At 63.8% G+C, this 17,985-nt stretch carries 14 protein-coding genes; 9 read left to right on the top strand and 5 right to left on the bottom strand.

Features of this window, described 5'->3' with window-relative positions:
* Positions 1-73: 73 nt before the first annotated feature.
* Positions 74-358, top strand: a complete 285-nt coding sequence (locus tag NLM31_RS13305) for a hypothetical protein (RefSeq protein WP_254192505.1) — start codon at positions 74-76, stop codon at positions 356-358.
* A 66-nt stretch (positions 359-424) separates the two neighbouring features.
* Here the strand turns inward: NLM31_RS13305 and NLM31_RS13300 are convergent, their stop codons facing one another.
* The 5 genes from NLM31_RS13300 to NLM31_RS13280 form a co-directional block, all read right to left on the bottom strand.
* Positions 425-3,607 carry an efflux RND transporter permease subunit gene (locus NLM31_RS13300; RefSeq protein WP_254192504.1) on the bottom strand — a complete coding sequence of 1,061 codons (3,183 nt, stop codon included), beginning with the start codon at positions 3,605-3,607 and terminating at the stop codon, positions 425-427.
* Between the two features lies 1 nt (position 3,608).
* Positions 3,609-4,826, bottom strand: coding sequence for an efflux RND transporter periplasmic adaptor subunit (locus tag NLM31_RS13295; protein ID WP_254192503.1), 1,218 nt, complete (start codon positions 4,824-4,826; stop codon positions 3,609-3,611).
* A 275-nt stretch (positions 4,827-5,101) separates the two neighbouring features.
* Positions 5,102-5,455 carry a hypothetical protein gene (locus NLM31_RS13290; RefSeq protein WP_254192502.1) on the bottom strand — a complete coding sequence of 118 codons (354 nt, stop codon included), beginning with the start codon at positions 5,453-5,455 and terminating at the stop codon, positions 5,102-5,104.
* Positions 5,456-5,540: 85 nt separating this feature from the next.
* Positions 5,541-6,200 (bottom strand): hypothetical protein, encoded by a 660-nt coding sequence (locus NLM31_RS13285; RefSeq protein ID WP_254192501.1) that lies wholly within the window; start codon positions 6,198-6,200, stop codon positions 5,541-5,543.
* A 31-nt stretch (positions 6,201-6,231) separates the two neighbouring features.
* Positions 6,232-7,236: a hypothetical protein gene (locus tag NLM31_RS13280; protein ID WP_254192500.1), complete on the bottom strand. Its 1,005-nt coding sequence runs from the start codon at positions 7,234-7,236 to the stop codon at positions 6,232-6,234.
* 298 nt (positions 7,237-7,534) lie between these two features.
* Between NLM31_RS13280 and NLM31_RS13275 the strand changes: the two genes are divergently transcribed.
* The 8 genes from NLM31_RS13275 (at position 7,535) to NLM31_RS13240 (ending at position 17,970) form a co-directional block, all read left to right on the top strand.
* The gene (locus tag NLM31_RS13275) at positions 7,535-8,779 is read left to right on the top strand and encodes an MFS transporter (RefSeq protein WP_254192499.1); all 1,245 of its coding nucleotides are present in this window, start codon (positions 7,535-7,537) and stop codon (positions 8,777-8,779) included.
* A gap of 99 nt (positions 8,780-8,878) precedes the next feature.
* Positions 8,879-10,084, top strand: a complete 1,206-nt coding sequence (locus NLM31_RS13270) for a M20/M25/M40 family metallo-hydrolase (RefSeq protein ID WP_254192498.1) — start codon at positions 8,879-8,881, stop codon at positions 10,082-10,084.
* 121 nt (positions 10,085-10,205) lie between these two features.
* Entirely contained in the window at positions 10,206-11,294 is a 1,089-nt protein-coding gene (locus NLM31_RS13265; RefSeq protein ID WP_254129795.1) for a mandelate racemase/muconate lactonizing enzyme family protein, read from the top strand.
* Between the two features lie 101 nt (positions 11,295-11,395).
* Positions 11,396-12,544 carry an amidohydrolase gene (locus NLM31_RS13260; RefSeq protein WP_254129794.1) on the top strand — a complete coding sequence of 383 codons (1,149 nt, stop codon included), beginning with the start codon at positions 11,396-11,398 and terminating at the stop codon, positions 12,542-12,544.
* A gap of 68 nt (positions 12,545-12,612) precedes the next feature.
* Positions 12,613-13,761, top strand: a complete 1,149-nt coding sequence (locus tag NLM31_RS13255; protein WP_254129793.1) for a caspase family protein — start codon at positions 12,613-12,615, stop codon at positions 13,759-13,761.
* 385 nt (positions 13,762-14,146) lie between these two features.
* Positions 14,147-15,079: an IS110 family transposase gene (locus NLM31_RS13250; protein ID WP_254130737.1), complete on the top strand. Its 933-nt coding sequence runs from the start codon at positions 14,147-14,149 to the stop codon at positions 15,077-15,079.
* A gap of 258 nt (positions 15,080-15,337) precedes the next feature.
* Positions 15,338-16,765 (top strand): sodium:solute symporter family protein, encoded by a 1,428-nt coding sequence (locus NLM31_RS13245; RefSeq protein WP_254129792.1) that lies wholly within the window; start codon positions 15,338-15,340, stop codon positions 16,763-16,765.
* Positions 16,762-17,970 carry an exo-alpha-sialidase gene (locus NLM31_RS13240; RefSeq protein ID WP_254129791.1) on the top strand — a complete coding sequence of 403 codons (1,209 nt, stop codon included), beginning with the start codon at positions 16,762-16,764 and terminating at the stop codon, positions 17,968-17,970. The genes NLM31_RS13245 and NLM31_RS13240 overlap by 4 nt, the downstream gene beginning before the upstream one ends.
* Positions 17,971-17,985 lie beyond the last annotated feature (15 nt).

Genomic DNA, 17,985 nt, shown 5'->3' with positions numbered 1-17,985 from the left:
ATCCGGCGAAGGCGTTATCCTCAAACCTGTCAGGCGGCAGGCCATCGGCGCCGCCGCGCGACGAGAGGGGTGCATGAACGAACGCGATTTCGAACAGCAGCTCAGGGATGATGGCTTTCAGGAGATCGAGCATCAGAAGCTCGATCCTCGCCCCGGCAAGGGACGGCACCGGCATCATTTCGAAATCCGCGGACTGGTCATCTCCGGCACCTTCGTCGTGAGGCAAACGGACGAGCCCGTCGTCTACCGTGCGGGACAGATTTTTTCCGTCGCCGAGGGCGAATTGCACGACGAGTGGATCGAGGCCGACGGCGCGCATGTGCTGGTCGGCCGCAAACATTCCAAGGCAGCAGCCTGATACGCCCGATGCGCGGTACGAACTGATCGCCTCACGTCCCGCAACATCGCTCCCGCTGCCGAACAATCACTCTGCCGCAAGGACCCTGGATTTCTTCCGTTCCATCTCGTCGACGATGTCCAGATCGCCGTCGTCGGGGGCGCCCTCGTCCTGAAGATCCTGCCCCGCGTGCCGTTTCGGGCTGAGCCATTGGGACACACGGTCGAGATAGAGATAAACCACCGGCGTGGTGAAGAGCGTCAGCACCTGGCTGACCAGGAGGCCGCCGACCATGGCATAGCCGAGCGGCTGGCGCAGCTCCGAGCCGGTCCCGTGGCCGAGCATCAGCGGCACGCCGCCCAGCACGGCGGCCATCGTGGTCATCAAGATGGGACGGAAGCGCAGCAGGCAGGCCCGGCGGATCGCCTCTAACGGCGACATTCCCTGATCGCGCTCCGCCACGATCGCAAAGTCGACCAGCATGATGCCGTTTTTCTTGACGATGCCGATCAGCAGCACCAGCCCGATCAGCCCGATCAGGCTGAAGTCGAAATGGAACAGCAACAATGTCGCGAGCGCGCCGACGCCGGCGGACGGCAAGGTCGACAGGATCGTCAGCGGGTGAATGTAGCTCTCGTAGAGCACGCCGAGAATGAGATAGACCACGATCAGCGCCGCCACGATCAGCAAGGGCACGGAGGAGAGCGACTCCTGGAATGCCTTCGCCGTGCCCTGGAACGTGGAGGTGATGGTGGCCGGCACGTCCATCTGCCGTTCCATCGCATCGATCGCCTGCGTCGCCTGGCCGAGCGCGACGTTGGGCGCGAGATTGAACGAAATCGTCACCGCCGGAAACTGGCCCTGATGATTGATCGCCAGCGGCCGCACCGGCGCCGTGGTCCACTTGGTGAAGGCCGACAACGGCACCTCGCCCCCCGTCGTCGGGGAATGCAGATAGATCTGCTCCAGCGTCGACGGATTTTTCTGCAGCGAAGGCAGCACCTCGAGCACGACATAATAGGTGGACAACTGGGTCGAGTAGGTCGCGATCTCCCGCTGCCCGAAGGCGTCGTACAGCGTCGCGTCGATGACATCGGGGGTGATCCCGAAACGCGCCGCCTGGTTGCGATCGATCGACAGCGTCAGCGTGGTCCCTGACATCTGCTGGTCGGACGCGACGTCGCGCAGCTCGGGCATCTCCTTCATCTTGCCGAGCAGTTTTGGCGCCCACGTGTTGAGCTGGTCCATGTCGGTCGACTGCAAGGTGAACTGATATTGCGTCCGCGCGGCACGGCCGCCGACGCGGACATCCTGCGCCGACTGGAGGTAGAGGCGCGCGCCCTGAACCTTCGACGTCTGCACCTGCAAGCGGCGGATGACCTGGTCGGCCGAGGCCGTGCGCTCATCGCGCGGCTTCAAGGTGATGTACATATTGCCGTCGTTGAGCGTACTGCCGCTGCCGCCCATCCGCATCGCCATGTGGTCGATCGCCGGATCCTTCAGCACGATCTCGCCCATCTCCTGCATGTGCTTCGCCATGTCAGCGATCGACACGTCCTGCGAGGTTTCGACGATGCCAGTGATCAGGCCGGTGTCCTGCTGCGGAAAGAAGCCTTTCGGGATGATCACGAACAGATAGACCGTGAGCGCCATCGTCGCGAAGAACACCATCAGGGTCGCGAAGCGGAAGCGCAGCACGAGATCGAGGCCGCGCTCGTAGCCGTCGACAAGCGCCTGGAACATCCGTTCGCTCAGCATATAGAGCCGGCCGTGATGCTCCTCGCCGTGCGACTTGAGGAAGCGCGAGGCCATCATCGGCGTCAACGTCAGCGACACGAAGGCCGACACCACGATCGTCATCGCCAGCGTCACCGAGAATTCCCGGAACAGGCGGCCGATGATGCCGCTCATCAGCAACAACGGAATCAGCACCGCGATCAGTGAAACCGAGATCGAGATGATCGTGAACCCGATTTCGCCCGCGCCCTTCACCGCGGCGGCCATCGGCGTCTCGCCTTCCTCGATGTAGCGGGTGATGTTCTCCAGCATCACGATGGCATCGTCGACCACGAAGCCGACCGCGATGGTGAGGGCCATCAGCGACAGATTGTCGAGGCTGTAGCCGGCCATCCACATCAGTGCGCAGGCGCCGAGCAGCGCGAGCGGCACCGTGATCGACGGAATGATGGTGGCCCAGACGCTGCGCAGGAAGACGAAGATCACCATCACCACGAGGCCGATCGTCAGCAACAGCGTGAACTGCACATCCTTCACGGCGGCACGGATGGTTTGCGTGCGGTCCGACAGCACCGAGATCTTGATCGCCGGCGAAATGCCCGCCTGCAGATGCGGCAGCTGCTTCATGACGTTGTCGACGGTGTCGATGACGTTGGCGCCGGGCTGCTTGAAGATGACCAGGAAGACGCCGGGCTTGCCGTCGGCCCAGCCGTACTGGGTATTGTCCAGCGGCGCACTGACGGCATGGCCGATGTCTCCGACCTTGACGGGGCTGCCGTTGCGATAGGCAATGACGATGTCGTTCCACGCGTCCGCGTTGGTGAACTGGTCATTGGCATAGACGGTGTAGGTGCGGGTGTCGCCGTTGAGGGTGCCCTTGGGATTGTTGACGGTGATCACCGAGAGCGGGGTCCGCACGTCCTCCAGCGACAAGCCTTTCGCCACCAGCTTGGCGGGATCGATTTGAACGCGGATCGAGGGCGCCTGCTGGCCTCCGACACTGACCTGGCCGACGCCGCCGATATGGCTGATCGCCTGCGCGAGCTTGGTGTAGGCCTCGTCCGACACCTGCGTCATCGGCAGCGTCGTCGACGTGGCCCCGAGCAGGAGAATGGGAGAGTCCGCCGGATTGACCTTTCGGTAGGTCGGCGTACTCGGCATGTTCTTGGGCAATTGCCCGCTCGCGGCATTGATGGCGGCGAGCACGTCGGACCCGGCACCGTCGATGTTCCTGCCGAGGTCAAACTGGAGAACGATCTGGGTCGAGCTGGTCTGGCTCGACGACGTCATCTCCGACACGCCGGGAATCAGGGCGAACTGCGATTCCAGCGGCTGCGCCACCGAGGACGCCATCGTCTCGGGATCCGCGCCGGGAAGGCTGGCCGAGACCTGGATGGTTGGGAAATCGACCTCGGGCAGCGGCGCCACCGGCAATTGCGGATAGGCGATGATCCCGACGAAGAGAATGCCGACCATCAGCAGCGACGTCGCGATGGGGAGGCGAATGAAGGGAGCCGAGATACCGCCAGCCATGTCAGTCAGCCGATCCGGTTTTGGCCTGTTTGGCCATGGTGCCTGAGTCCGGCGCCGGCGCTGCTGACGCAACCAGCGGCTTCTCGTCGACCAGCGCGCCATCGAACAGGCGCGACTGCCCGGCCACCACGATCCTGTCTCCGACGTTGAGACCTTCGGAAACCACGGCGTTTGCATCGCCGCTCTGGCTGACCTTGATCGGCCTGGCGCTGACCTTGCCATTGTCACCGATGACATAAGCGAACAGGCCGGCCGGACCGTGCTGCACGCCATCCTGCGGCACGACGATGACCTGCTTGAGCGTGTCGACCAGCATGCGCGTGGTGACGGACAACCCCGGCCACAGCGCGTTGTCCTTGTTGTCGAAGCGGGCCTTCAGGCCGATGGTGCCCGTGGCCTGGTTCACCGAATTGTCCATGATCGCGAGCCTGCCCTGCGACAGCGTCCTGGTTCCGTCCGAGCTCAGCGCCTCGACCGGCACGTCGCCAGTCTGAAAGGCCTTGTCGATGGCGAGCAGTTGATCTTCCGGTTCGGTGAACTGCACGGCAATCGGCTGCAGCTGCGCGATGGTGACGATCCCGTTCGTATCCGCGGCATGCACGATGTTGCCGGGATCGACCAGGCGGAAACCCATGCGGCCGCTGATCGGTGCCTTGATCGAGGTGTAGCCGAGATTGGTCTGCGCATTGTCGATGGCGGCCTGGTCGCCCTTCAGCTGCGCGGTCACCTGATCGACCAGTGCCTGCTGGGTATCGAGATTCTGCTGGGTCTCGAATTGCTGCTTCGCGAGTGTCTGAAAGCGCTGCAGGTTGAGCTGGTCGTTGCGCAAATTGGCCTCGTCCTGCGCCTTCTTCGCCACCGCCTGCTCCAGAGCCGCGGTAAACGGGCGCTGATCGATCTCGAGAAGCGGATCGCCCTCCTTCACCATCTGTCCCTGCTTGAAGAACACCTTCGTGATCTGACCATCGACGCGGCTCTTGATCGTCACCGTCTTGAACGGCGAGACGACGCCAAGACCGTAGGTGTGCACGGGAAAGTCGGCCTTCTTCACCTCGAACGAGGTGACGGGAATTTTGACGGCGGCCTGATTGGAAGCGCCTTGAGCGGCCGCTGCGACGGGCTTCACACTCCCGACGAGCTCATACCATGCGCCGTAGCCGACTGCGGCTGTTGCAAGCATTCCAAACAGCGTGAGGCTGAGCTTCGGTCGCCTTGTCATATCCGTGGCCATTTATTGTTGTCTGTGCCTGTCTTCAGGTGAAGCGACTGCTTGCACGTGAAACGCACTCGTTCGTGTCGAAGTATCGCGGACGGGTTCGCGACCGCAAAATAACGATCGCGTGCGACTTTCTGTACAATTCGTCATGTTCGCGCGTCGCGACAAAACAATCGCCTGGATGCAGCGAGGAATTGCAAATGATCAACGCCAAGAGACGAACCAAGGAAGAAACAGACAGAAACGATATGGACAGGCGTTAAGGATCGCAGCCCGCATCACGCCGAATTGCGCCAGCGATCGGGAAATTTAACGAACGCTCGTTTCAAGTCGGGCCTTATCATCGACACGTTGATGGCAACGCGAATTGTCATTCGAGGCGCAAGATGAGGGACGCTCAGCAGGACTTCGGAGGAAATGTCATCCCGTTTCGCAAGCGATCGGGAGACGAGAGAACTCCCGCTGACGATGTACGGTCCGAGAACATCCTGCGCATGCTCGACCTCTCGAAATTCGAACGGGATCGCCGCAGCGCCGAGAATGGCGCGAACATGCGCTCGAACATCGCCGCGATCGTTCTGCTCGGGATCCTCGTCTTCATTGCGACAGAGGATTTTTACAGACTCGAGCAATCGAATTTATGCCTGCACCAATGGGAGTGCATGAATTGAATGGCGCTCGCCGTCGATCGGCGATCAGCGAACGCCCAAATCGACCTCACCGCTGAATGTGAAACATCTCGCCGTTCGCGAAATCCCGCGGTGCCGCATCACGCTCTTCACGTACTTGAAACTTGACCTCGATTGGAACGTCCTCGTTTGCGCGCGGGCATCCAACGACGAATTCGATCGGATAGAACCCCGGTTGCAGGCTCACATTGCCACTGAGCAGCACCGGCCCCGTCGATCGGGAGGGAGACACATCGTACGTCCTCGACGATATGGGACGGAATGCCCCGCTCGTGATCGTCTTTCCACCCACGTTCATCACCAGTTCACAGACCTCTTGTCGGCGGAGCGAGGACGCAACGGCCGAAGCAATGAAGACATATTGTTGGGGCTGCCGTACGCGGAAGAACGCTCTGCCATTGAACACCAATTGCTGCCGATCTCCGGCAAAACGCTCAAAACGGTTTGACGCAAAAATACCCGGAGCAACTGACTGACGGACAAGGCCCGTCTGCCCGGCATACTCGACTATGCTCGGCTGGCTCATTTGCCTGTTCAATCGCCCTTGCATTTGCGGAACAGGTATGGCTTCGACCGCCCAGCCGGCAATCGGACTGCCCTGGGGCAAGCTGTCAACCGGTGTTTGCGCCACAGCTGCCGGAGCCCCGAGAAGCAGCGACACGACAATGGCCGGCAATGTCTTCTTCATGATCAAAGTACTCCCAGGTCATCCCATTCGACTATTTGGTGCTTGGTATGGTGCCAAAATCATCAAGCTTGCTCTTTGCGGCCGGCGGCTGAGCCTGGTCGAGCCGCGCCTGCGCCTTCGACAGGATTTCGCGCTGGGCTTGTGACGCGAGGTCGCGGTCAATGCTCGTGATTTGATTCACTGCGTTTTGCAAAGGACGCCAGTAGAATTCAATAGGTTCGCGACCCGCGCGGTCGATCGATTGCTCGAGCGCACGCCAGCGGGCAGCGCTGGCTACAAGTTCACCGTTGGCAACGCCCACGTCCCGCAGGGCGTCGCCAAGACCGCGGATGTTCCGCGACTTATCGAAATCATTCATCCCGCGATCACCATCGGCGAGAGCACGCACTGTGAATGCGCTCTTGTTCGCGCGCCATGCGGCGTGTGCGTTCATCAGTTGGTTGATCCTACGGTCACTGTCGGCCAGCCGGCTTTGCGCTCCGTCACCGGCCGCGATCAGTCGGGCGCGCTCGTCGTCGCTCAGCCGTCCCTCGTCGATTGCCGTGATCGCCTTGCGCGCCGATGCGAGTCGATCGACCGTCCCCGACAAGTTGGGGTCTGCGGATGCGACCGCCGCTCTCAATTCGTTCAACCTGGCGTCGCTCTCCAGCCGCCGCTGGTTCTCCAGGCGCTGTTGGCTCTCCAGACGCTGTTGGCTCTCCAGACGCTCTTGTGCACTCTCTTGCTGAGGCGCCTCAATCTTTAAGACCACCGCTTCCGCTGAAGTCGCCAGCTTTGCCCGCGCTCCGCAAGCCTGGATGCCCGGAAGAATTGCGCAAAACGTGTCGGTCAGTGCCGAGCTGACATAGTCGTCGACACCTTTGCCCGTGAAGCCCTTCAGGAATAGGCCAGATAGTGAAACGATCACAAAAGCCATCGGAGTGAGCCGGCGTAGCCGCGGACTCCAATTCTCCTTGGTCTTGGGCGGCGTCCAATAGAAAAACGCAGAAGCAATTCCCAGGGCCGCCAGCCACCACCATTCGACAAAAATCTTCAAAGAAGGTTTCTTTCAGGAAAATCAGAAACTGATGCAAACTGCGGGCGATTCTGCAAGCTGTGATTGAATTGTCAATCAGGACAATTTGGTGGTCTTCTGCTCCACGATCCAGGATCGGTCGAGCTCTCCGCGAAGCCATCGCCACCGGAATGAGCGACGGGTTTCGCTTCGCCCCAGCCGTCCCACCGGATGGAGGCTCGGCCGCCACAATCTCGAATAGCGGGGCTGCCCTTCGCCCCATTGGCACTCGCTTCCCAATCCTGTACCTCAGCCAAAACCTTCTCGGGACGGGACGCTCATGACCGCTGCCGCCGACGACGCGGGCGACACCACCCGCGCGCTGATCTTTGCGCTGGTGGCGCTCGCCTGCGGGCACATGCTGTCGACCCTGCTGCGCACCATCCCGGCGCTCAGCCTCGATCTGATGGCGGCGGATTTCCACGTGCAGCCGCAGGCGCTGGCGAGCCTCACCTCGGTCTATCATTTCGCCTTTGCGGCCTCGCAGATCCCGGTCGGCGCCGCGATGGACCGCTTTGGCGTGCGACCGGTGTCGCTGAGCCTGCTCGCGGGCACGATCGTCGGCGCGATCGCATCGGGCTTCGCGACCGGACCTGAGAGTTTTGCCTTCGGGCAATTGATGCTGGGCATCGCCACCTCGGGCATGCTGATGTGCCCGATGACGCTGGCGGCCAAGCAATTGTCGGCGGCGCGGTTCGGACTGTGGTCGGGTGCGATCCTCTCGATCGGCAATATCGGCATGCTGCTGTCGTCGAGCCCGCTCGCCTTCGTGGTCGATCAATATGGCTGGCGCGCCGGGTTCTGGATCGCAGCAACCGGCGGCGTCGCGGTGGCGCTCGCCGTGTTCGCGCTGGTGCCGAACCAGCCGGCCGAGCACAAGGACGAATCCTCGCCGCTGTCGCAGATGATCGAGGTGCTCAGGCTCGGCCTGTCGCGGCCGCTGCGCGGGCTGATCGCGCTGGCGATGGTGTCGCTGGCAACCTCGCTGGTGCTGCGGGGATTGTGGGGCGGGCCGTGGCTGATGGAGATCAAGGGCCTGTCGCGGGTCGAGGCCGGCAACCAGCTCGGTGCCTACACGCTGGCGATGATCGCCGGTCCCCTGTGCATCGGCATGATCGACCGCAGGATCGGCCGCCGCCGCGAGCTCGTCGCCGGCACGCACACGGTCGCCGCGCTGCTGGTGGCGCTGATGGCGCTGGGTGCGCCGCATTATGCGGTTGCATGGCTGTTCGGCGTGCCGGTCATGCCGCCGCAATACGATCTCGTGCTGTTCGTGCTGATCGGCCTGGCCACCTCCGCGCAGCCGCTGCTGTTCGGCATGTGCCGGCAGCTGGTGGACGCGCAAGTCGCCGGCAAGGCGCTGGCGGCGGTGAACCTCGCCTTCTTCCTCGGCACGGCACTGATGCAGTCGATCACCGGCGCGGTCGCCGCGTTCGCGGGGCTGCCGGCAGTGCTGCTGTTCATGGCGGCTGCGCTGCTCGTGGGGGTGATGATCTTTTTGACTTATACGTCACCGCGTTCGTAGGATGGGGTGAGCGAAGCGAAACCCATCGTTCTCATCGAGACATGATGGGTTTCGCTGCGCTCTACCCATCCTACAAGATCGTGCACCTGAGGAATAATCATGCCTGTCGACACCAAAGCCGCCACCGACCGCCTCATGCGCTTCCTCGCCGTGGAAGGCGTCACCGGACAGGAGGCGGCGATCGGGCGTGAGCTCACCGCCGCGCTGAAGGAGAGCGGCGTGCCGGCCAGGGCGATCCGGCTCGACGACGCCAACACCCGCATTCCCGTGCCGACCGAGACCGGCAATCTCATCGTCGACCTGCCCGGCCGCGGCGCGCTGCACAACCAGCCGCGCATCATGTTCATGACCCACATGGACACCGTGCCGCTCTGCGCCGGCGCCAAGCCGAAGAAATCCGGCCGCAAGATCGTCAACGAGGCCAAGACCGCGCTCGGCGGCGACAATCGCTGCGGCTGCGGCGTGCTGGTGACGCTGGCGGCCGAGCTCGAAAAGCAGAAGCTCGACCATCCGCCGATCACGCTGCTGTTCTGCGTGCGCGAGGAGAGCGGGCTCTACGGCGCGCGCCACGTCAAGCTCGACGAGCTGGGCTCGCCGGTGATGGCCTTCAACTATGACGGCGGCTCCGCCTCCAACGTCGTGATCGGCGCGGTCGGCGCCGACCGCTGGACCGTCGAGATCATGGGCCGCGCCTCGCATGCCGGCGTCGCGCCGGAGCGCGGCATCTCCTCGACCATGATCATGGCGCTTGCGCTTGCCGACGTGAAGGCCGGCGGCTGGTTCGGCAAGGTGGTGAAGGGCAAGGGCGCCAGCGCGCGGATGGGCACCAGCAATGTCGGCCCCGTCACCGGCGGCGAAGGCCGCCCCGCGGGCGATGCCACCAATGTCGTCACCGACTACGTGCATGTGCGCGGCGAGAGCCGCAGCCATGACGGAAAGTTCTTCAAGGAGATCACCAAGGCCTACAAGACCGCGTTCGAGAAGGCGGCCAAGAAGGTGACGAACACGCAAGGCAAGTCCGGCAAGGTCAAGTTCAAGGCCGAGACCGACTATTATCCGTTCCGTATGAAGGACAGCCAGCCCGTCATCAAGCGCGCGGTCGAGGCGGTGTCCGCGGTCGGCGGCACCCCGAACGTCCGCACCGCCAATGGCGGCCTCGATGCCAACTGGATGGTCCGTCACGGCGTTCCGACCGTGACCTTCGGCGCCGGCCAGAACGAGGCGCACACCATCGACGAGTGGATCAATCTCGACGAATACGACCGCGCCTGCGCGCTGGCCGTGCAACTGGCGACGATGCGGTGAGGCACAGACTGTAGGATGGGTAGAGCGCAGCGAAACCCATCGCTACGCTTGCGATGACAATGATGGGTTTCACTTCGCTCTACCCATCCTACGAACCAAGAAGAAAACGCAGGGAGGCCACATGCCACGCATCGCGAAAATCGAATCCGCGCTCTACCGGATTCCCCTGCCCGTCACGCTGTCCGATTCCACCCATGGCGAGATCGCGGCGTTCGAGCTGATCACCTGCCGCATCCGTGATGCCGATGGCGCTGAAGGCGTCGGCTACACTTACACCGTCGGGCGCAATGGGGGCGCGACCGCCGATATCCTGAAGCGCGAGATCCCGCCGCTGGTCGAGGGACGCGAGGCGGACGACACGGAAAGCATCTGGCATCACGTCTGGTGGGGCCTGCATTATGGCGGACGCGGCGGGCCGGCGGTGCTGGCGCTGTCCGCGCTCGACATCGCGCTGTGGGATCTGAAGGCGCGACGCGCGAAATTGCCGCTGTACCAGCTGCTCGGCGGGTTCGACGCGCACGTGCCGTGCTATGCGGGCGGCATCGATCTTGATCTCTCGGTCGAGGCGCTGCTCAAGCAGACCGACGGCAACCTCGCCAAGGGGTTTCGCGCCATCAAGATGAAGGTCGGCCGGCCCGATCTCAAATCCGACGTCGCACGCGTCGCGGCGATGCGAGACCATCTCGGCGACGGCTTTCCGCTGATGGCGGATGCCAACATGAAATGGACGGTGGAGGAAGCAATCCGCGCCGCCCGCGCCTTCGTGCCGTACGATTTGACCTGGCTGGAAGAGCCGATCATCCCCGACGATGTCGCGGGCCACGCCCGCATCATGCAGGCCGGCGGCGTACCGATCGCCGCGGGCGAGAATCTGCGTTCGCTGTGGGAGTTCAAGAACTACATCGCATCGGGCGCGGTGTCCTATCCCGAGCCCGACGTCACCAATTGCGGCGGCGTCAGCGCCTTCATGAAGATCGCGCGGCTGGCGGAGGCCTTCAACCTGCCCGTCACCAGCCACGGCGCGCACGACATCACCGTGCATCTGCTTGCGGCCTGCCCGAACCGGTCGTATCTGGAAGCCCACGGCTTCGGGCTCGACAAGTATATCGAGCATCCGCTGGTGCTCGAGGACGGCAAGGCGCTGGCGCCGGACCGGCTGGGCCACGGCATCCATTTTGACTGGAAGGGGCTGGCGAAGCTGGCGCCGTAGGGACGCATTGCTGCACGCGAGGCATTCCAAGGGGCTTGATGCGGGGCACGGATAATCGGCTAGAGTGGCAGCTAGCCGTCATCATGCGAGAGAGCCGCGCCTTGCCCCCTGAACTGCACAAGAAACTGACCGCCTGGCGCCAGCATCTGCATGCCCACCCCGAGCTCTCCCTGCAGGAAAAGGCGACCGCCGCCTTCGTGCAGGAAAAACTCACCGAGCTCGGCATTCCCTTCGTGTCAGGCATCGGCGGCCACGGCGTGGTCGCAACGCTGACGCGCGGATCGGCCGAGGGGCGCGTCGGCCTGCGCGCCGACATGGACGCGCTGCCGATCACCGAAGACACCGGGCTTGCCTATGCCTCGAAGACTTCAGGCGTGATGCATGCCTGCGGCCATGACGGGCACACCGCCTCGCTGCTTGGCGCAGCGGCGCTGCTCGCCGCGGATACGAGCTGGAGCGGTACCGTCGATTTCATCTTCCAGCCGGCCGAGGAGGGTTTTGGCGGCTCGCGCGCGATGGTCGCGGCCGGGCTGTTCGAGCGGTTCCCGATGGATCGCGTGTTCGGCTTCCACAACTGGCCGGGCCTGGAAGCCGGCACCATCGCGGTTCACGACGGTGTGGTGATGGCCTCGGGTGGACGCGTCACCATCACCATCGAGGGCCATGCGGGGCACGCCGGCATGCCGCATCTGACCCGCGATCCCCTGATGGCGGCCGGCCACCTGATCGTGGCGATGCAAGGAATCGTGTCGCGCGGCGTTGATCCGCTCGACACCGCCGTGCTCTCGCTCTGCACGATCGAGGGCGGCACGGCGCCCAATCAAATCGCGGGCAAGGTCGTGATCCGCGGCACGCTGCGGCATCACCGCAACGAGGTGAAGGACATCATCCTCGCGCGGATCGGCGAGATCTGCGCCGGCATCGCCACGAGCTTCGACGTCAAGGTCACGCCCGACATCGTCATGGGCGTTGGCGTGACGACCAACTCGCCGGAGGAAGCCGGCCTCGCGCGCATGGCCGCGGACAAGGTCCGTGCGCCGGTGCGGCGCGACCTCGCACCCAGCATGGCCGGCGAAGACTTCGCCTTCTATCTCCAGAGGCGTCCCGGCGCGTTCGTGTGGATCGGTAACGGCCCCTTGCGCGACGGCGCCGAGCTGCACGGCCCGCGTTACGATTTCAACGACGCGATCCTCCCCGTGGCATCGAGCTGGATGGCCGAAGTCGCCAAGACAGCGCTGTCGGCGAACTGAGACAGGCCCGTGGCTCCCCCGGATCGGTTGCGCTAGGATAGGAACGCGTTCTAGCCAGCGAGATCCGGATGAACCGGCGCGAATTCGTTTCGGGACTGACGGCGGCGACTGCGTTGGCAGGCGTGGCGTCGACCGCCGTAGCCGCGGAAGGCAGGCGGGTCGCGCTCGTGATCGGCAACGGCGCCTACCGGAACGTGCCGGCGCTGACGAATCCGCCGAACGACGCCAGCGACATCGCCGCAGCGCTGAAGCGACTTGGCTTCACCGTCTTCCTGGCGACGAACGCTGGCTTCGATGACATGCGCCGCGGCCTGATCGCATTGGGGCGCGACGCCGCCGGCGCCGACATGGCGGCTGTGTATTTCGCCGGCCATGGCATGGAGATCAATGGCGAGAACTGGCTGATCCCTGTCGACGCAGACTTGAAGCGGGACACGGACGCTGCGAATGAAGCCATCAACCTGCAAAGCGTGATGCTGCAGGTGTCGAACACCACGAGCCTTGGCCTCGTTATCCTCGATGCCTGCCGCAACAATCCGTTTGCAGCACGGATGAACCGATCGATCGCCACGCGGGCGGCCCCCACCAGCGGGCTCGGCCGCATCGAACCCGTCGGCAACGTTCTCGTCGCCTATGCCGCACGCGACGGCACCACGGCGCTCGACGGCGATGCGCGCAACAGCCCGTTTGCAGCGGCGCTGCTGCGCAACATCGAAGTATCAGGCGTCGAGGTGACGTTCATGTTCCGCAATGTCCGCGACGACGTGATGGAGGCAACCCGCAACGAACAGCAGCCGTTCGTCTACGGTTCGCTGTCGCGCAAGGCGATCTATCTGGCCGGTCGGCCAGCGGCAGGCAGCGAGCCAGCAGCACCGCCCAGCCCGCTTCCGGCCGTCGTCTCCCCTGCTCCGCCGCAGACGCTGACGATCGATCCCGCGCTGGTCGGCACCTGGGAGATCATGGTGCCGAGCGGCCGCGGCCAGTCGCGCTGGATCTGGCAGATCATGGGCGACGGCACCTACAGGTTCCACGCCGAGCCACAGCGCTCGGCACGTCCGCACGAAGGCACGATGACGGCGACGAACGGCCGCTGGTCCCTGCATGCAACCAGGGGCCTGTCAGGCTACAGCGACGGCGGCGCCTACGAAATCCACGATGCGCTGGCTGTGATCACCGGCAAGCTCGGCACCGGCGCCTGGAAGCGCAGCGCCGAATAGATGGCGCACGCGCGTTGAAGCCCTCTCGCTGAAGGGCCGCGTCATAGCGCCCCATCATGCTCGCTGCAGGGCGATCGCAAATGGCATTTTGCGCGACCTGAGCGCGCGCCTCGTCCTTCGAGACGACCGCTTCGCGGTCTCCTCAGCGATGAGGCTAAGCGGCGTCGGTGCTCGTCAAAACTGCGGCCGCACACTCCATCCTCATCCTTGTAAGTCAGATCGCGCCAGATCGGCTAAGATAGCCGGTGCGGTAACGGACGGGAGACCGCTTCATCCAAGGGCTATGAAGCCCGTGCCTCAGCGCGGCGCCCCGTCCGTTGTTCCATCGAACCCGAACAGTCGCGAGGGCCGCCTGGCGAGCCCGGTTGCGCAAGGATGGGTGCAGATGGACGCGATCTATGTTGGCATAGATGTATCTAAGGACCGGTTGGATGTTCATATGCGTCCGAGCGGAGAAGTGTTTGCCGTGGCGCGCGACGGCAAGGGCTTGGAAGATCTTGTTGCGCGGCTTGCGGCCTGTTCGCCGAGCCTGATTGGGCTGGAGGCGACTGGCGGCTTCGAGACGGTGGTCGCGGCAGCACTGGCCGGCGCCCAGTTGCCGCTGGCGGTCATCAATCCGGCCCAGATCCGGCACTTCGCGCAGGCGATTGGCCAGCGCGCCAAGTCCGATCCGATCGATGCCGCGGTGATCGCACGGTTCGTTGAGGCGGTGAAGCCCGCCCTGCGTCCCGTCCCGGACGAGCAAGCTCGCTTGCTGGCCGAACTGGTTGCCCGACGCCGGCAGATCATCGAGATGATCGTCGCCGAACGCCAGCGCGAGAAGCGGGTGGAGAATGTTCGCGTCCGCAAGAGCCTTGCCCGCCACATCAAGGTCCTCGAGAAGGAGCTGCCGGACATCGACAACGACATCGACACGCTGGTACGGGGCTCGCCGGCCTGGCGGGACCAAGAAGATTTGCTGATCACCTTCCCGGGGGTCGGCAATACACTCGCACGCACCTTCCTTGCCGAGGTGCCCGAACTCGGCACCCTCAACCGGCGTCAGATCGCAAGCCTTGCCGGCCTTGCTCCCTTCGTTCGCCAGTCCGGCCGATGGAAAGGCAGGAGCAAGATCGGCGGTGGACGAACTGCCTTGCGGGCGGCCCTCTACATGGCTGCCCTCTCGGCGATCCGATGCCACCCGCAGCTCAAGCTTTTCTACCGTCACCTCGTGAGCGCCGGTAAGCCGAAAATGGTCGCCCTCATCGCGGTCGCCCGCAAGCTCCTCACCATCCTCAACGCCATGCTCAGGGATCGAAAACCATGGCAACCCGCTTGACGAAGAACACAGTCGCTGAGGGCCCGCCAACGGCGGGCGTCTCGAAGGATGGCCACAGGGAATCCCTCCCAAATGCGATCGCCCAACTGCTCTCGGGAACCCGGATTTCCACGATGCCTCGCGGCGCGTGCTTGACGCACGGCGCCCGGACAGGTTTAATGGATTTCAACAACATTTGTTCGCATTCCGAACATTCAGCCATCGGGCAGAAGCGGGGCCACAACACCGCGTCCCGGGCCATCAGAGGAAACGTCACCGATGCAAGCCATCCTTTCCGGCGAAAGCACGCTCGTCGTCACGATGATCGTCGCCTACATCGCCTTCACCTCCTGGCTCACGCTCAAGCTGCGCAGCCGGACCAGCGATCAGTTCATGACCGCGTCCCGCGCGATGCCGGCCGTCGTCGTCGGCGTGCTGATGATGTCCGAATTCGTCGGCGCCAAGTCGACCGTCGGCACCGCGCAGGAAGCGTTCCAGTCCGGCATGGCGGCCGGATGGGCCGTGCTCGGCGCCTCGATCGGCTTCCTGCTGTTCGGCATGCTGATGGTGAAGAAGCTCTACAGTTCCGGCGAATACACCATCTCGGCCGCGATCGCGCAGAAATACGGCAAGTCGACCATGCTGACGGTCTCCGTGATCATGATCTATGCGCTGCTGCTGGTGAATGTCGGCAACTATGTCAGCGGCGCCGCTGCGATCGCCACCGCGCTGCATGTCAGCCTGCCCGTTGCGATGTGCATCATCGCTGTCGTCTCGACCTTCTACTACGTGTTCGGCGGATTGAAGGGCGTCGCCTGGGTGACGATCCTGCACAGCGCCTTCAAGGTCGTCGGCATCATTATCATCTTTACGGTCGCGATGTCGCTGACCGGCGGCATTGCGCCGATCCAGGCCAAGCTGCCGGCTTATTATTTCTCCTGGGACGGCAAGATCGGCTTCACGACCATCTTCGCCTGGACCTTCGGCACGGTCGGCGCGATCTTCTCGACGCAATTCATCGTGCAAGCGATCTCGTCGACGCCGAGCGCAGATGACGCCCGCAAGGCGACGTATTATGCCGCCGCGTTCTGTCTCCCGCTCGGCTTCCTGCTCGCGCTGATCGGGGTTGCCGCAAAATATCTCTACCCGGACATGAACAGCCTCTACGCGCTGCCGGTGTTTTTGGAGAAGATGCCGCCGCTCGCCTCGGCCTTCGTGACGACCTCGCTGGTCGCCTCGATCTTCGTCAGCGTCTGCACGGTCGCGCTCGCGATCGCCTCGCTGGTGGTGCGCGACTTCTACGTGCCCTATTGGAAGCCGACGCCGGAGCGCGAGCTGAAGATGACACGCGTGTTCTCGATCGTGATCGCGATCGTGCCGCTGATCTTCGTGTTCTTCATTCCGGAGATCCTGAAGCTGTCGTTCTTCACGCGTGCCCTGCGGCTGTCGGTGACGATGGTGGCGATGATGGGCTTCTATCTGCCGCTGTTCGCCAGCAACCGTGGCGCCACCGCCGGCCTGATCGGCGCTGCGGTCTCGACCACGGTCTGGTACCTGCTCGGCAATCCCTTCGGAATCGACAACATGTACATCGCCGCCGTGACGCCGCTTCTGGTGATGGCGATTGAGCGGCTGGTGATGGGCCGCACACCCGCGGCGCCGCAGACCGCGCAACCCACCGCTTTCGTTGAAAGGACTTCGACATGACCATCGGTACCGAGGTCGCGATGGCCGAACTCGAGATCACGGCCGACGGCGCCGTGCGCCAAGCGGCCGGCGACCCTGATAGGTTCGACGCCTTCATTCCCTCGCCTTGCGTGCAGAACCATGCCGCCAATCTGATGCCGCTCGCCAATGGCGATTTGGCTTGCGTCTGGTTCGGCGGCACGCAGGAGGGCATGTCGGACATCTCGGTGTATTTCTCGCGGCTTCCCCGCGGCACGACGCAATGGTCGCGCGTGGAGAAGCTGTCGGACGATTCCGGCCGCTCGGAACAGAACCCGGTGCTATTCCCGGCCCCTGACGGCACGCTGTGGCTGATGTGGACGGCGCAACTGGCCGGAAACCAGGACACCGCCATCATCCGCCGTCGCCTCTCGCGCGACCATGGCAAGAGCTGGGGTCCGATCGAGACGCTGTTTCCCGAGCACCGCGGCCGCGGCACCTTCATCCGGCAGCCGATCGTCGTGCTCGACAATGGCGACTGGCTGTTGCCGGTGTTCTATTGCCACAGCATGCCGGGCAAGAAATGGAACGGCGACGAGGATACCAGCGCCGTCAAGATCTCGTCCGACGCCGGTGCGACCTGGCGCGATGTGGATGTTCCCGGCAGCCGTGGCTGCGTGCATATGTGCATCGAACGCCTCGACGACGGCTCGCTGATCGCGGTGTATCGCAGCCGCTGGGCGGACAATATCTATCAGAGCCGCTCGACCGACCATGGCCGCACCTGGTCGGCGCCGGTTGCGACCGCGCTGCCCAACAACAACTCCTCGATCCAGCTCACCCGGCTCGGCAACGGTCATCTCGCGCTGGTCTTCAACGATTCCAGCTCCAAGGATGCGACCGGACGCCGCCTCTCGCTCTATGACGAGATCGAGGACGATCTCCCGCCCGTGCTCGCCGGCGACGGCAGCAAGTCGGACGGACGCACCGCGTTCTGGGGCGCACCGCGGGCGCCGATGACGCTGGCGATCTCGACCGACGGCGGAAAGAGCTGGGCCAAGCGTAACGTGGAAATTGGCGACGGCTATTGCATGACCAACAATTCGCGCGACCAGACCAATCGCGAGTTGTCCTATCCCAGCGTCAAGCAGACCGCCGATGACGCGATCCACACGGCCTTCACCTTCCATCGCCGCGCCATTAAATATGTGCGCGTGACCGAGGCTTGGGTGAAAAGAACTGGGTGAAGCAGGGCTGAACTG

Source organism: Bradyrhizobium sp. CCGUVB4N, assembly GCF_024199945.1.
Taxonomy (GTDB): Bacteria; Pseudomonadota; Alphaproteobacteria; order Rhizobiales; family Xanthobacteraceae; genus Bradyrhizobium.
Note: the sequence above shows the minus strand (reverse complement) of the source record. Positions and strands in the feature narration are given on the sequence as shown.